This is a genomic window from Saccharopolyspora cebuensis (assembly GCF_039542665.1).
Lineage (GTDB): Bacteria > Actinomycetota > Actinomycetes > Mycobacteriales > Pseudonocardiaceae > Saccharopolyspora > Saccharopolyspora cebuensis.
Genome location: NZ_BAABII010000003.1, coordinates 255,091 through 269,505 on the forward strand (window position 1 = coordinate 255,091; position 14,415 = coordinate 269,505).

The following is a 14,415-nucleotide window of genomic DNA, read 5'->3' on the forward strand; positions in this document are numbered from 1 at the left end:
CGGGGAGATCGCGATTCGGTCCGGCAGGGCTCGACTCGAACGTTGGAGGGACGGCGACGGTGACCGGACGGTACGAAGAGCCTGAGACGCAGCGGCAGGCGAGCGGTGCCGACGGCGCCGCGCAGCAGCAAGGGCCCTACACCGAACCGGAGACCAGGCCGGCGGCTCCGAACCCGCTCGCCGAGCACCCCACGCCGTCGTACGTGGATCCGGACCAGCCGCCCGCGTTCCCGCCGGAGGCGTACCCGGGCGACGCCGCCCGGTACCCCGGTGGCGCGCCTGCGCAGCAGCAGTTCCCGCCGGGCTACTACGAGGCGACCCCGTCCGGCCCGCAGCAGGCGGCCGCGTCGGGTCCGCACCAGGTCCCGGGCGCGCAGTCCGGTCCGCACCCGGTCTCCGGAGGCCCGTCCGGGCCGCACCCGCAGGCCGGTCAGTCCGGGCCGTACCCGGTGCAGGGCGGGCCGTCGGGTCCTTACCCGGTTCCGGGCGGCCAGTCGGGTCCCTACCCGGTGCAGGGCGGGCCGTCGGGTCCGTACCCGGTTCCGGGCGGCCAGCCGTACCCGGGGCAGCAGGGGCAGCAGTTCCAGCAAGGCGGTCAGCAGCAGTTCGGTCCATATGGCCAGGGTGCTCCGTCCGGCCCCGCCCCGGATCAGCCATTCGGCCAGGACCTCTCGTCCTCCCAGCTGCTCAAGCAGACCAAACGGCCTCCCCAATCCGGGTGGCGCAAGGCCCTCTACGTGGCCAGCGGGAAGACGGTCAACCTCGGCGAGAGCCCGGCCGACCTGCGGCGACGCCAGTTGATCGCGCGGATCAACCAGCCGCTGCAGGGTTGCTACAAGATCGCGATGCTCAGCCTCAAGGGCGGGGTCGGCAAGACGACGACCACCACCACGCTCGGCTCGACGTTCTCGTCGCTGCGCGGTGACCGGGTGATCGCCGTCGACGCCAACCCGGACCGCGGCACGCTCAGCCAGAAGATCCCGCTGGAGACCACGGCCACCGTGCGGCACCTGCTGCGCGACGCCCACCGGATCACCAAGTACAGCGACGTGCGGTCCTACACCTCGCAGGGCCCGAGCCGGCTGGAGATCCTCGCCAGCGAGCAGGACCCGGCGGTGTCCGAGGCGTTCAGCGAGGACGACTACCGGCGCACCGTGACGCTGCTGGAGCACTTCTACAACGTGGTGCTCACCGACTGCGGCACCGGGCTGATGCACTCGGCGATGAAGGGCGTGCTGGACGAGGCCGACTCGCTGGTCATCGTGTCGTCCAGCTCGATCGACGGGGCGCGCAGCGCCTCGGCCACGCTGGACTGGCTGGACGCGCACGGCTACGGCGAACTGGTGTCGCGCTCCGTCGCGGTGATCAACTCGGCGCGGCCGACGGCGGGCAAGGTCGACGTCGACAAGCTCGCCGCGCACTTCGCGTCGCGCTGCCGCGCGGTGTCGAAGATCCCGTTCGACCCGCACCTGGAGGAAGGCGCGGAGGTCGAGCTGGACCAGCTGGCCGCCCCGACGCGCCTGGCGCTGCTGGAGCTCGCCGCGATCGTGGCCGACGACTTCCCGCACGCGCTCGGGCGCAAGCGCCAGTCCTGAGCAGGGCGGTTCCTGAGCAGGCGGCGCCGGAGGTCACTCCTCGTCGTGGCGCTGCCTGCGCTGCTCCTCGTCGATCCGGCGCAGGAAGTCCGGGTCGTCGTCCGGCGCGATCGGGGCCTGCCCGCGTCGGCGGAACCCCATCTCGGGGCCGAAGGCCTTCCACATCAGCACGGCTACCGTGAGCGCGCCGATCGCTGCCAGGACGTAGATCATCGCGGCCACCTCCAGTCTCTCCACCCGAGGTTAGCCGGTGGTGGCCGCGGTTGTCGTCGCCCCGAGGTGGCGGTTGGTGTGACGAACCCAGGTGGCGCCTCGCTGCGCTACGAGGCGCCACCTGGATCAGCGGTCGTCGGCGTGCCGTCGGCCGACCGCCGGGGCGTCGTTCGGGGTTCTCGCCGATCGTCGAGGCGTTCCGCCGGGAGCGTGGGGGCCCGGCGGCGGGGGGCCGTCGCGGCGATCGGTCGCGCCCTGGAGTCCGGTCAGGCCGGTCGGCCGACGTCGTTGGTCAGCTCGGCGAGCAGCGTCCGGACCTCCGACTCGCGGAACCGGCGGTGCCCGCCCGGCGTCCGGATGGAGCCGATGCGCCCGGCGGTGGCCCACCGGGTGACGGTCTTCGGATCGACCCGGAACAGCGCGGCGACCTCACCGGGGGTGAGGAGCTGCTCCTGGCCGTGCTGGCGGGACTGCTGGGTCGTCGCGGTCACGGCTGACCTCCTGAGTGCTGCGGATTCAATCGGGCATTCCGGTCGCATCCTGGCAGTTCGATGGTCAGGTACTCGAACATTTGGGTTTAGGTAAAGGGAAGGTAAGGGACGAAAGCGGCGAGGCGGCACGGTCCGCCCGCGCCCCCGGCCGGGTCGCGGCCCCGCTTGCTCTACCCTGGATGACGTGCTGGAACAGCAGGAGGCCGAATCCCCGGAGCGGACCCGGAGCTCCAGTCTCGTCACCGACGTCGTGCTGTACACGCTGGCCAGGTTCGGCATGCTCGCGGTCGCGATCGCGGCGCTGATGCTGTTCGGCGTGCCGCTGCTGGTCGCCGCCGCCGTCGCCGTGGTGCTGGTGATGCCGCTGTCGATGCTGGTGTTCGGCACGCTGCGCCGCCGCGTCGCGTCCGGGATGGCCGAACGCGCCGCCGAGCGACGGGCCCGCCGCGACGAGCTGCGCGCCCAGCTCCGCGGGGACCGGGACGCGGACGAGTCGTGACGCGGATCCTCGACCGCTCCTGCGACCGCACCAGGGGCTGGACCAGCGAGGCCGTCCGCAAGATCGAGGCCGACGCCAACCGCAGCGCCGACACGCACCTGCTGACCTACCCGCTGCCCGCCGAGTGGGAGATCGACCTCTACCTCAAGGACGAGTCAACCCATCCGACCGGTTCTCTCAAGCACCGCTTGGCCCGATCGCTGTTCCTGTACGCGATCTGCAACGGCTGGGTGACGGAGAACACTCCGGTGATCGAGGCGTCGTCGGGTTCGACGGCGGTGTCCGAGGCCTATTTCGCGCGGATGCTCGGGCTGCCGTTCATCGCCGTGATGCCGCGCTCGACGAGCCGCGAGAAGGTCTCCCTGATCGAGTGGCACGGCGGGCGTTGCCACTTCGTCGACGAGCCGAGCGCGATCTACGCCGAATCCCGGCGGCTGGCCGCCGAGCTCGGCGGCCACTTCATGGACCAGTTCACCCACGCCGAGCGGGCGACCGACTGGCGGGGCAACAACAACATCGCCGAGTCGATCTTCCAGCAGCTCGCGCGGGAGCGCCACGCCGAGCCCCGGTGGATCGTGGTCGGCGCCGGGACCGGCGGCACCAGCGCCACCATCGGCCGCTACCTGCGCTACCGGATGCACCGGACGTCGCTGGCGGTGGTCGACCCGGAGCACTCGGTGTTCTTCGAGGCGTGGCGGGACGGCGATCCCGCCCGCACCGGGGACCGGGGTTCGATGATCGAGGGGATCGGCAGGCCGCGGGTCGAGCCGTCGTTCGTCGGCGAGTCGATCGACCGCATGATCAAGGTGCCGGACGCCGCCTCGATCGCCACCTCGCGCTACGTCGAGCACGTGCTCGGCCGCCGGGTCGGCGGCTCCACCGGCACGAACCTGTGGGGCGTGTTCGCGCTGATCGCCGAGATGCTCCGGGAAGGGCACCGGGGCAGCATCGTCACCCTGCTCTGCGATGGCGGCGAGCGGTACGCGAACACCTACTACGACGACGACTGGGTGGCGGCGCAGGGCCTCGACCTGGCGCCCGCGCACGCCGTGGTGGACCGCTTCCACGCCACCGGTGAGTTCCAGGCATGCTGAGCGCGGACGGCTCGGGGAGGTTCGGCGTGCGGCGCCAGGGATGGCTGTGGTTGGCGGCGGTGGCGGTCGCGGCGACCGGGTGCACCTCGGGCGAGGAGACCGCCCCGGTGCCGCCCAGCGCGCAGACGACCACCGAGGAGTCCGCGGCCGAGTCCGTGACCCCGCCGATCAGCCGTGAGGTGCCCCCGGACCAGCGCCGCGAGCTCGCCGCCGTCGCGGACCTGTGCTCGCTGGTGTCCCCGGACGAGCTCGCGGAGCTGGCGTTCCCGGTGCAGGCCGGGCACCCCCGCCAGCTCGGTGCCGAACCGGTGGCGCGCGGCTGCCAGTTCGACCACGGCGGCAGCCCCCGCTCGGTGCTGGTCGCCGCGCAGCCGGCGGGCTACGCCGGGCTCGGCCGCGAGGAGGTGGACCTCGGTGCGGTGCCCGGGACGCAGACCCTGCACGTCAACGACTGCACGGTCCTCGCACCGGTCCGGGGGGCGACGTTGCAGGTCGCGGTCACCGCGCGGGAGGCGGGGACGACGCACTGCGAGACCGCCCAGTCCGTCGCCCAGTACGTCCTGGCCGCGCTGGTGCGCTGACCCCGGGCTGGACGCGGGCGCTACCCGGGCAGTTCCGCGCCCCTCCCAGCGGGAAGGTCGCTGAGCGTGGTGCGAGCGGTGCTCAGACGGGCCCGGGCGAGGACTCGTGGTAGTGGACCAGCCCCCACCGGTCGTCGCGTCGCCGGGCGATGGCCGTGATCCGGACGTCCACGTCGAAACGCTCGTCGCCGGGGGCTTCTCGCCCCGCGAAGCGGAACCGGAAGAAGGCGCGTCCGCGGTCTCCCGCGGCCTCGACCGACAGATCGGTGACCTCCGCGGTGTCCACGCTGCTGACGGGGCCGAGCGCCTCCCGGTAGTAGCGCGCGATCTCGGCGCGGGTCCGCAGCGGGTGGGCGCGTTCCCCGGCGACGTGGACGAGGTCGTCCTCGTCGGCTGCCCACAACCCGGTGAGGAGCTCGGCGTCGGCAGCGGCGAACCCCTGGCCGAACCGCTCCACCAGCCCGATCAAGCCCGCCGTGGCCTCGACCGCGATGAGCGCCCGGCCCACGAGACCACCGCGTTCGAAGGCCGCATGGGCTTCGGCCGCCCCTTCGAGGGGGAAGACCGGGCCGATGACCGGTCGGATCCGGCCGGCCGCGGCCTCGTCGAGGACCCGTTCGGTGAGCCCGCGAGTCGCTCCGCTGCTCCCGAGGTGGACGACCTCGGTGCCGAACGGGGTCACGCCACGCCGCCGGGCCTCGTCGGGGTCCGGGCCGGGCTCGCCGCTGTAGCCGAGGTGGCGCCCACCGCTGGCGACGGCCTCGAACGCGGCGCGCCCGGTGGCCCCGCCGACCCCGTCGAGGACCACGTCCACGGGTCCACCGAGCTGGTCCGTCCAGTCGCTGCTCGCGGCGTCGACGACCCGGGTGGCCCCGGCCGCGGTCGCCGCCGCGAGCTGCTCGGCGCCCCGCGCTGCCGCGATGACGGTGCCACCGGCGAGGCGGGCGAGCTGCACCAGGACCAGGCCGAGGCCGCTACCGGCCGGCACGACGAGCACCCGCTCCCCGGGCCGGACCGCGGCGGCCTCGATGAGGGCGAGCGCCGTGCGCCCGTCGTGGACCAGCGCGGCGGCCGCGGTGAGGTCGAGGCCGTCGGGCACCGCGACGAGGTCCTCGGCGGGGACGGCGACCCGTTCGGCGCACGCGCCGCGCGCACCCGTCGTCGAGACGACGCGGCGCCCGATCCACCGCCGGTCGACGCCGTCCCCGGCGGCCACCACCGTGCCCGCGACGCCGTCGCCGGGCACGTACGGGGGGACGACCCCGAACAGCTCGGCGGCCGCACCGCGGCGGATGGCGACGTCGAGGCCGAGCACGTCGGCAGCGTGGACCGCGACCACCGCCGTCCCGGCCGCCGGCTCCGGTGGAGCCAGCTCGACCGGCTTCAGCACTTCCGGCCCACCGAACTCCTGCGCCTGGATCGCCCGCATTCGCCACACCTCCGCGGTGTCGTCGTCGCCACTGCGGACTCACCGTGAAACATCGACCATGCTCGAAGTCAAGGCGCGCGACCGCATCGCGTCCGGGCAGCGCTCGGAAGACTCGTCCTGGCGCCTACCCCTGGTAGGACAGCACCAGTTCGTAGCCGTCCTCGGAGTGGCCGACGACCGCCAGGTCGGCCTCGCCGCGCAACTCGGCCAGCTCCCCGGTACCCAGCCCGGGAACCACCTCGACGTGCTCGAACACGCCGGTCTCGTCCTGGGTGCCGGTGTGCCGGAGGACGCAGCTCCCGGTGCGCCCGTCGATCGACCCCTCGAAGTGCTCGAACCCGAGGACCGGAGCACCGCCCGGCCGGTAGGTGATCAGGTACGTGAGGGTGCTGGTGCCCTCGATGGCGCCGGAGTAGGTGTAGGACACCTCGGCGCGGGTGATGCCCCGGGTGGGATAGCGGACGCCGCCGCGTTCCTGCCCCTCGCCGTCGATGTCGGTGACGACCTGCTCGGTCCAGGAGGTGACCGAGAACCGGCCGGTGGCCTTCTTCGCGAAACTCATGCGCGGACGGTAGGTCCGCACGCCGCGCGGGGTATTGGAGAAACGCGACCCGCTCGTGTCGGGGCGGACTCCTACCCTGGCGCGGTGCGCGCTCCGCAGGGTTGTCCGCAGGCGATCGTGTTCCCGGAGCCGGGTCGGCGGGCCTTCGACGTCGAACGCCTGGCTCCGGCGGCGGATCTGGCCGAGTTCGTGGACTACCACTGGGTGGTCCGCTGGCGGGTCGAGGGCGTGCACCGGCAGCAGGTCGTGCCCCAGCCCAGGGTGCACCTCGCGGTGGAGGACGGCCGGGTGCTCGTCCACGGTGTCACCCGCGAGCCCTTCCACCGGGAGCTGCGCGGTGCCGGGCACGTCCTCGGGGTGGCCTTCCACCCGGCGGGGTTCCGGCCCGTGCTGCACCGCGCGGTGGCGGACGTCGCCGGGCGGTACCGCCCCGGTGCGGAGGTGCTCGGGGTGGACGACCGGGAGGTCGCGGCGCGGGTGCTGGCGACCGGGAGCACCCGGCGCATGGTGGCGGCGGTCGAGGAGTACCTCCGCGCGTGCCGACCGCGGCCCGATCCGGTCGCGGCGCGGGTCTCGGAGCTGGTCCGCACCGCTGAGCGCGACCCCTCGCTGGTCCGCGCCGATCAGCTCGCCGAGCGGGCCGGGATGGGGTTGCGCCGGTTGCAGCGGCTGTTCGCCGAGTACGTTGGGATCGGGCCGAAGTGGGTGATCCGGCGCTTCCGGATCCTCGACGCGCTCGGCCGCGCCGGTGCTCCCGCCGCCGGTGCGCCCCTGGCCGGTGCGCCCCTGGCCGGTGCGCCCGTGGACTGGGCGGCGTTGGCCGACGAGCTCGGCTTCGCCGACCAGGCGCACCTGATCCGGGTGTTCACGCAGGTCGTCGGCACCCCACCGGCCACCTACCGGCGCACCGCGGCCCGGTGATCGACCAGCCGACGGGCCCGGTCGATCAGCCGATGGCCAGCGCCACGGCCGTGATGGCCGCCCACGCCAGCATCGCGAAGCCGGTGTCGCGCACCGCGGGGATCAGCTTGCGCCCCTGCGCGCCGCCGAGCACCGCGCGCAGCGGCACGATGAGCAGCGGCAGGGCCAGGAAGCCCAGCAGCGCCCAGGAGTTGCGCACCCCGATCAGCACGGTGATCAGGAACGGGATCAGCGCCAGCGCGACGTAGAGGGTCCGGGTGTCGCGGTCGCCGAGCAGCACGGCCAACGTCCGCTTGCCGCTGACCCGGTCCGACGGGATGTCCCGCAGGTTGTTGGCGACCAGCACGGCGCTGGAGATCGAGCCGATCGCGACCGCCGCGCCGATCGAGAACCCGGTGATGGTGTCCGCCTGGACGTACACCGTGCCGAGCACCGCGACCAGCCCGAAGAAGACGAACACCGCGATCTCGCCCAGCCCGGCGTAGCCGTACGGCTTGCGGCCCCCGGTGTAGAACCAGCCGCCCGCGATGCACAGGGCGCCGACGGCCAGCATCCACCAGTGCCCGCTGAGCACCACCACGGCCAGGCCCGCCACGGCGGCCAGGCCGAAGCACGTCCACGCCGCCGCGCGCACCGCCGCCGGGCGCGCCGCCCCCGAACCGGTCAGCCGGAACGGGCCGACCCGGTCGTCGTCGGTGCCCCGGACGCCGTCGGAGTAGTCGTTGGCGAAGTTCACCCCGATGATCAGCAGCATCGCCACGACCAGCGCCAGCACCGCGAGGAGCGGGTCGAACCCGTCGATCCCGATCGCGGCTCCGCCACCGACCAGCACCGGCGCGATCGCGTTCGGGAAGGTCCGGAGCCGGGCGCCTTCGATCCACTGCGAGACAGTCGCCATGGGTGCATCTTCGCGCACCGCCCTCACCCGGCGGAGGGAGCCTCCCGCACGTCAGGGCACGCCGAGCCGCGCGGCCAGCCCCCGCCGGTCCGGTTTGCCCGGACCGCGCAGCGGCAGTTCGGGGAGGAAGACGATCCGCTTCGGGGTCGCCGCGGCGCCGCTGCGTTCGCGCACCGCGCCGCGCAGCGCCTCGGAATCCGGTGGTGCGGCGGGGTCGGCGGGCACCACGGCGGCGACCACCGCCTGCCCCCACTCCGGGTCCGGCACGCCCACCACGCAGACCTCGCGCACCCCGGTCTGCTCGGTGAGGACCCGCTCCACCGGCGCCGGGGCCACGTTCACCCCGCCGGTGATGATCAGGTCGTCGACCCGGCCGAGCACCTCCAGCCGGTCCTGGCGCCAGCGCCCGAGATCGCCGGTGCGGAACCAGCCGCCGGCGAACTCGGCCGCGCCGGGGCGGCCGAGGTACCCGGAGGCGAGCATCGGTCCGGACAGCGCGATCGGCCCTTCGCCGCCCTCGACGCGGACCCGCGCGATGTCCAGCGGCAGGCCGTCGTAGACGCACCCGCCCGCGGTCTCGCTCATCCCGTAGGTGGTGGTGACCCGGACCCCTTCGTCGGCGGCCCGGGCCAGCAGCGCGGGCGCGGCGGCGGCGCCGCCGACCAGCACGGCGTCGAAGTCCCGGAGCGCGGCCAGGCCCTCGCCCCCGGCGTCGAGCAGGCGGCGCAGCTGGGTCGGCACCAGCGAGGTGTAGCGGGGGTCGCCGGTCGCCGGCATCGCGCGGGCGGCGTCGGCGAAGCGCTCGGGCCGGAACCCGCCGGTGGTGTCCACGGCGTGCGGCTCGACCCCGGCGACCAGGGAGCGGATCAGCACCTGCATCCCGGCGACGTGGTGCGCGGGCATCGCCAGCAGCCAGCGGCCGGGGCCGGCCAGCCCGCGGTGCGTCGCTTCGGCGGAGGCGCGCAGCGCGGTGGCGCTGAGCAGGACGCCCTTGGGCGTCCCGGTGGAGCCCGACGTGGCGATGACCAGGGCGATCGGCTCGCCGTCCGCGCCGACGGGCTGCTCGCCGAGCGCCTCCGCGGTGCGCCGGGCCTCGTCGGGCTGGTCGGCGGGCACCGGGAGCAGCGCCGGTCCGCCGCCGTCCAGGGCGGTGCGCAGGGCGGGCAGCACGTCCAGGGCGGCCGGTCCGGCCGGTACGGGGAGCGGCTGCGGGACGCGGGGGTGGGGCATGGGCCCATTGTCGTCCCGGCTCGGGCGCGGCGGTGCTGACGTCCTCCGAATACATCAATTCGACCACCAGTTCGAGCGATCAAGTGTTCGATCCGCGCGGTCGATGGTGATGTCAGTGGCGAAACGAAGGAGGCACCATGCGCGTCATCGACACCGCGATCAGCCCCGTGCGAACGGCCGCCGTGCGAACGGCCGTGCGGCGGGCAGTGCGATCGGCCGTGCGGCGGGTCGCGCGGCGGGCCGTGCGAGAGGTCCGGGTCGGCCTGCGGGCGGCGCTGCACCGGCTGCGCGGCCCCGAGGGCCGGTCCCGCGCGCCCGGGACCGGCCGGAGCGGCTCAGTAGTACCAGGGGAACGACGACCAGTCCGGCTCGCGCTTCTGCAGGAACGCGTCGCGGCCCTCGACCGCCTCGTCGGTCATGTACGCCAGCCGCGTCGTCTCACCGGCGAAGATCTGCTGGCCGACCAGGCCGTCGTCGATCGCGTTGAACGCGTACTTGAGCATCCGCTGGGCGGTCGGCGACTTCCCGTTGATCTCGCGGGCCCACTGCAGCGCGGTGGACTCCAGCTCGGCGTGCGGCACGGCCTCGTTGACCATGCCCATCCGGTGCGCCTGCTCGGCGGTGTACGGGCGGCCGAGGAAGAAGATCTCCCGGGCGAACTTCTGCCCGACCTGGCGGGCCAGGTACGCCGAGCCGTAGCCGCCGTCGAAGCTGCCCACGTCGGCGTCGGTCTGCTTGAACCGGGCGTGCTCGGCGCTGGCCAGCGTGAGATCGCACACCGCGTGCAGGCTGTGCCCGCCACCCGCGGCCCAGCCCGGCACCACCGCGATGACCACCTTCGGCATGAACCGGATCAGCCGCTGCACCTCCAGGACGTGCAGCCGCCCGGCCCGCGCCGGGTCCACCGATTCGGCCGTGTCGCCCGAGGCGTACTGGTACCCGGACCGGCCGCGGATGCGCTGGTCGCCGCCGGAGCAGAAGGCCCAGCCGCCGTCGCGCTCCGACGGCCCGTTGCCGGTCAGGAGCACGCAGCCGACGTCGCCGCTCATCCTGGCGTGGTCGAGAGCCCGGTACAGCTCGTCGACGGTGTGCGGGCGGAAGGCGTTGCGGACCTCGGGTCGGTCGAACGCGATGCGCACGGTGCCGCGACCGGGGCCGTCCTCGGTGCAGCGGTGGTAGGTGATGTCGGTGAAGTCGAAGCCCGCCACGGGCTCCCACACGTCCGGATCGAACAGCTCAGAGACACGGGGATTCTGCACACCTGGGACAATAGGTCCCGCGGGCACCGGGTGTCGGGACCTCCCCGCGGTATCCCGGTGCTCCGCGGCGAGACGTCGGAGCGCACCATGGGGGAGGCGACGGGCCGGGGTCCGCCGGGAGACGTGCAGGGGTGATCGGTTGAATCCGTCCACGGCGCAGGCCGAGGTCATCGTCGATGAGCTCGTCCGCAACGGTGTTCGGCACGTGGTGCTGTCCCCGGGCTCCCGCAACGCCCCGCTGTCCTTCGCGCTGCACCGCGCGGTGCGGGCGCGGCGCCTCGAACTGCACGTCCGGATCGACGAGCGCAGCGCCGGCTTCCTCGCCCTCGGGCTCGCCGCCCGCACGGGTCGACCGGTGCCCGTGGTCTGCACCTCGGGTACCGCGGCGACCAACCTGCACCCGGCGGTCAGCGAGGCGTACCACTCCGGTGTGCCGCTGGTCGTGCTCACCGCGGACCGCCCTCCCGAGCTCCGGGCGGCGGGCGCGAACCAGACGATCGACCAGTACCGCATGTTCGGCACCGAGGTGCGGCTGTTCGACGAGCTGGGCGTGGCGGAGGACCGGCCGGGGCAGAACGCCTACTGGCGCAGCCAGGTGTGCCGCGCGTGGCAGGCGGCGGTGGGCGGCTCGCGCGGCGGTCCGGTGCAGCTCAACATCCCGTTCCGGGAGCCGTTGGTGCCCGACGGGACGGAGCGGTGGTCGGAGCCGCTGGTCGGGCGGCCCGACGGCGGCCGGTGGACGGAGGCCTCCGAGCACGGCTGGGAGCCGAGCACCCTGTCGAAGGTCGACGCCCGCCGGGGGCTGGTCCTGGTCTCGGGCTGGGGAGCCGAAGGCGCCAGCGACTGGGGCGAGCGCTACGGGTGGCCGGTGCTCTCCGAGGTCGGCGCCGTCGGCCTGTCCGGCACCGCGGCGATCGGCACCGGCATGTGGTTGCTGAACCTGCCGGAGTTCATGCGGTCGCACCGGCCCGAACAGGTGGTCTGCGTGGGACGGCCGACCGTGTTCCGGCAAGTGCAGCGCTTGCTCGCCGACGAAGGAGTGGAGGTGTTGCTCGCCCACGGCGGAGCGGAGTGGCCCGCGCCCGCGCACAACGTGCGCGAGGTCGCCGAGACCTTCGGCGCCGCGCCCGGACGCGCGGCAGCGGACTGGCTCACCGGCTGGCAGCAGGCCGACCAGAAGGCCTGCGCGGCGCTGCACCACGCCCTCGACCTGGAACGGTGGCCGAGCGGTCCGGCGGTGGCCCGCGACGTCGTCGACGCGCTGCCGGAGCGGGCGCTGCTCGTGCTGGGCTCGTCGAACCCGACGCGGGACGTCGCGCTCGCGGCGCGGCAACGGCCCGACGTCCTGGTGCACCGCAATCGGGGTGTGGCCGGGATCGACGGCACCGTGTCGACCGCGATCGGCGCGGCGCTGGGGCACGACCGCCCCGGGTACGCGCTGCTCGGCGACCTGACCTTCCTGCACGACGCCAACGGGCTGGTGCTCGGGCCGCAGGAACCGCGACCGGACCTGACCCTGGTGGTGCTCAACGACGACGGTGGCGGCATCTTCTCCCTGCTGGAGCAGGGCAGCCCCGAGCACGAGGACAGCTTCGAGCGGATCTTCGGCACCCCGCACGGCACCGACCTCGGTGCGCTCTGCGCGGCGCACGGCGTGGAGCACCAGGTGGTCCGCGAGCGGTCCGAGCTGGCCAAGGCGCTCCAGTTCCAGCCGGGTCTGCGGGTGGTCGAGGTCCGGGCCGAGCGCGATCGGCTGCGCGACGTGCACGATCGGCTCCGCACCGCCGTCCGCTCCGCGGTCCTCGGCTGATCGTTCGCGCACCGGCCGCAGCTCGCGGCCCCGGCACGACGTGCGACCCGCGATGCGCGGGTGGGGCGGACGTCGCCCCGTTCCGAGCGCCGCGCGGCGGCGGGACGCCCGCGTCCGGTGCCTCGGCGCTGCGTCGGTCCCGTGCCGGGACGTGGGGTCCGGTCGGTGATGTCACCCGTTGGGCGGTCGTTCGCGTTCCCCGCCCAATTCTGGGAAAAGTCCGCCGCGTGAAATGCCGCGCTCGCGCCGCCGCCTTCCCTAGGCTCCAGGCGGAATCCGTTCGTCGAGGAGGTGGCGGGTGTTTCGAGTGCAGGGCTTGCGGGTGGCGGTCGCCGCGTGCTGCGCGGGGACCTTCCTCGCCGCGCCGGCCTTCGCCGGTGCGGCTGGACCGGGTGCCCCGGGGGTGGGGGACGACTACTTCCCGGGCTACGGGAACGGTGGCTACGACGTCGCGCACTACGACGTCCAGCTCCGGTACGACCCGGCGCAGGACCACCTGCGGGGGACCACGACGGTCGTCGCCACCCCCACCCAGGACCTGACCTCCTTCCACCTGGACTTCGCGCTCCCGGTGGAGTCGGTGCTGGTCAACGGGCGTCCGGCCGCGGTGGACCACCGCGGTCTCGAACTCGCCGTGACACCGTCGCAGCCGCTCGCCGAGGGCGAGCTGGCGACGTTCGTGGTGCGCTACGCGGGCGTGCCGTCGTCGGTGGAGGTCGACGGGAAGAACCCGTGGATCCGGACCTCCGACGGTGCGCTGGCGGTCGGCCAGCCGGCGATCTCGTCGTGGTGGTTCCCCGGCAACGACCACCCGACCGACAAGGCCACCTTCGACGTCGCGGTCGCCGTCCCGGACGGCACCGAGGTCGTCTCCAACGGGGTGAACACCGACACCTCCAGCATGGCCGGGTGGACCACGTGGAAGTGGCGCACGACCACGCCGACGGCCACCTACCTCGCGTTCGTCGGCATCGGCCAGTACGAGCTGCACTCCGGCACGGGCGCCTTCGGCCAGCCGTTGCTCACCGCCTACTCCGACGACCTGGGCCACTTCGAGGGCCCGGCGAAGGCCAGCGTCGAGCGGACCCCGGAGGTCGTCGAGTTCCTCACCCAGCTCGTCGGCGAGTACCCGGTGGAGGCGCAGGGCGGGCTGGTCGCGTCCGAGGGCCTGAACTTCGCGCTGGAGAACCAGACCCGGCCCACCTACAGCCACCTGTTCTTCCGCGACGGGGCGAACACCTCGGTCGTCGTGCACGAGATCGCGCACCAGTGGTTCGGCGACTCGGTGTCGGTGGACGAGTGGAGCGAGATCTGGCTGAACGAGGGCTTCGCCACCTACGCCGAGTGGCTCTGGTCGGAGCACCAGGGCACCGGCACCGCGCAGCAGCTCTTCGACCACTACTACGCCTCGCACCCGGCCGACGACCCGTTCTGGCAGGTCACGCCCGGCGACCCGGGAGCGGAGAACGTCTTCGACGCAGCCGTCTACGACCGCGGCGCGATGACGCTGCACGCGTTGCGCACCGTGATCGGCGACGCGGCGCTGCTCGACGTGATCCGCACCTGGGTGGCGGAGAAGCGGCATTCCAACGGGAGGATCGACGAGTTCATCGCGCTGGCCGAGGAGCGCTCCGGGCGGCAGCTCGACGAGTTCTTCACCACCTGGCTGTTCACCCCGGGGCGTCCTCCGGCCGGGCCGGAGAACGGGGTGGCGCCCGGCGCCCGGACGCTGTCGACACCGCCTCCTGCCGTGGCGCAGCTCGACGCGACCCACGAGCTGGTCCACCGGCACGACTGACCGGCGGCACGCCTGCCCACCGGCACGGGCTGACC

Annotated in this window: 14 protein-coding genes; 7 read left to right on the plus strand and 7 right to left on the minus strand. The window is 73.8% G+C overall.

All coding sequences use genetic code 11. The features are described 5' to 3' along the window. The first annotated feature begins 59 nt into the window (after positions 1-59). Entirely contained in the window at positions 60-1,595 is a 1,536-nt protein-coding gene (locus ABD976_RS04035) for an AAA family ATPase (RefSeq protein WP_345357285.1), read from the plus strand. 33 nt (positions 1,596-1,628) lie between these two features. Here ABD976_RS04035 and ABD976_RS04040 read toward each other — a convergent pair whose 3' ends face one another. Then, positions 1,629-1,808, minus strand: a complete 180-nt coding sequence (locus ABD976_RS04040; RefSeq protein WP_345358694.1) for a hypothetical protein — start codon at positions 1,806-1,808, stop codon at positions 1,629-1,631. A 266-nt stretch (positions 1,809-2,074) separates the two neighbouring features. Beyond that, complete coding sequence (locus ABD976_RS04045) at positions 2,075-2,299, minus strand: BldC family transcriptional regulator (RefSeq protein ID WP_345357288.1); 225 nt, start codon at positions 2,297-2,299, stop codon at positions 2,075-2,077. Positions 2,300-2,483: 184 nt separating this feature from the next. Between ABD976_RS04045 and ABD976_RS04050 the strand changes: the two genes are divergently transcribed. The 3 genes from ABD976_RS04050 to ABD976_RS04060 are packed head-to-tail and all read left to right on the plus strand — an operon-like array spanning position 2,484 to position 4,473. Then, complete coding sequence (locus tag ABD976_RS04050) at positions 2,484-2,798, plus strand: DUF4229 domain-containing protein (protein ID WP_345357291.1); 315 nt, start codon at positions 2,484-2,486, stop codon at positions 2,796-2,798. Then, positions 2,795-3,892 (plus strand): L-cysteine desulfhydrase Cds1, encoded by a 1,098-nt coding sequence (cds1, locus tag ABD976_RS04055; protein ID WP_345357294.1) that lies wholly within the window; start codon positions 2,795-2,797, stop codon positions 3,890-3,892. The genes ABD976_RS04050 and cds1 overlap by 4 nt, the downstream gene beginning before the upstream one ends. A gap of 26 nt (positions 3,893-3,918) precedes the next feature. Next, a complete protein-coding gene (locus ABD976_RS04060) occupies positions 3,919-4,473 on the plus strand; it encodes a DUF3558 family protein (protein ID WP_345357297.1) in 555 nt (184 codons plus the stop codon). Positions 4,474-4,555: 82 nt separating this feature from the next. Here ABD976_RS04060 and ABD976_RS04065 read toward each other — a convergent pair whose 3' ends face one another. Further along, positions 4,556-5,902, minus strand: coding sequence for a zinc-binding dehydrogenase (locus ABD976_RS04065; RefSeq protein WP_345357300.1), 1,347 nt, complete (start codon positions 5,900-5,902; stop codon positions 4,556-4,558). A gap of 124 nt (positions 5,903-6,026) precedes the next feature. Continuing rightward, the gene (locus ABD976_RS04070; RefSeq protein WP_345357303.1) at positions 6,027-6,464 is read right to left on the minus strand and encodes a DUF3224 domain-containing protein; all 438 of its coding nucleotides are present in this window, start codon (positions 6,462-6,464) and stop codon (positions 6,027-6,029) included. An 84-nt stretch (positions 6,465-6,548) separates the two neighbouring features. On the opposite strand from ABD976_RS04070, the gene ABD976_RS04075 reads away from it, so the two are divergent. Further along, positions 6,549-7,385: a DUF6597 domain-containing transcriptional factor gene (locus ABD976_RS04075; protein ID WP_345357306.1), complete on the plus strand. Its 837-nt coding sequence runs from the start codon at positions 6,549-6,551 to the stop codon at positions 7,383-7,385. A gap of 25 nt (positions 7,386-7,410) precedes the next feature. On the opposite strand, the gene ABD976_RS04080 is transcribed toward ABD976_RS04075, so the two are convergent. From ABD976_RS04080 to ABD976_RS04090, 3 genes are all read right to left on the minus strand, one after another. Next, positions 7,411-8,283, minus strand: a complete 873-nt coding sequence (locus ABD976_RS04080) for a 1,4-dihydroxy-2-naphthoate polyprenyltransferase (protein ID WP_345357309.1) — start codon at positions 8,281-8,283, stop codon at positions 7,411-7,413. Between the two features lie 51 nt (positions 8,284-8,334). After that, entirely contained in the window at positions 8,335-9,513 is a 1,179-nt protein-coding gene (menE, locus tag ABD976_RS04085) for an o-succinylbenzoate--CoA ligase (protein WP_345357312.1), read from the minus strand. Positions 9,514-9,848: 335 nt separating this feature from the next. Next, positions 9,849-10,772: a 1,4-dihydroxy-2-naphthoyl-CoA synthase gene (locus ABD976_RS04090; protein ID WP_345357315.1), complete on the minus strand. Its 924-nt coding sequence runs from the start codon at positions 10,770-10,772 to the stop codon at positions 9,849-9,851. Positions 10,773-10,911: 139 nt separating this feature from the next. On the opposite strand from ABD976_RS04090, the gene menD reads away from it, so the two are divergent. Beyond that, a complete protein-coding gene (menD, locus tag ABD976_RS04095; protein WP_345357318.1) occupies positions 10,912-12,582 on the plus strand; it encodes a 2-succinyl-5-enolpyruvyl-6-hydroxy-3-cyclohexene-1-carboxylic-acid synthase in 1,671 nt (556 codons plus the stop codon). Between the two features lie 298 nt (positions 12,583-12,880). Then, on the plus strand, positions 12,881-14,380 hold the full coding sequence (locus tag ABD976_RS04100) for a M1 family metallopeptidase (RefSeq protein WP_345357321.1): 1,500 nt from the start codon (positions 12,881-12,883) through the stop codon (positions 14,378-14,380). The last annotated feature ends 35 nt before the right edge of the window (positions 14,381-14,415 follow it).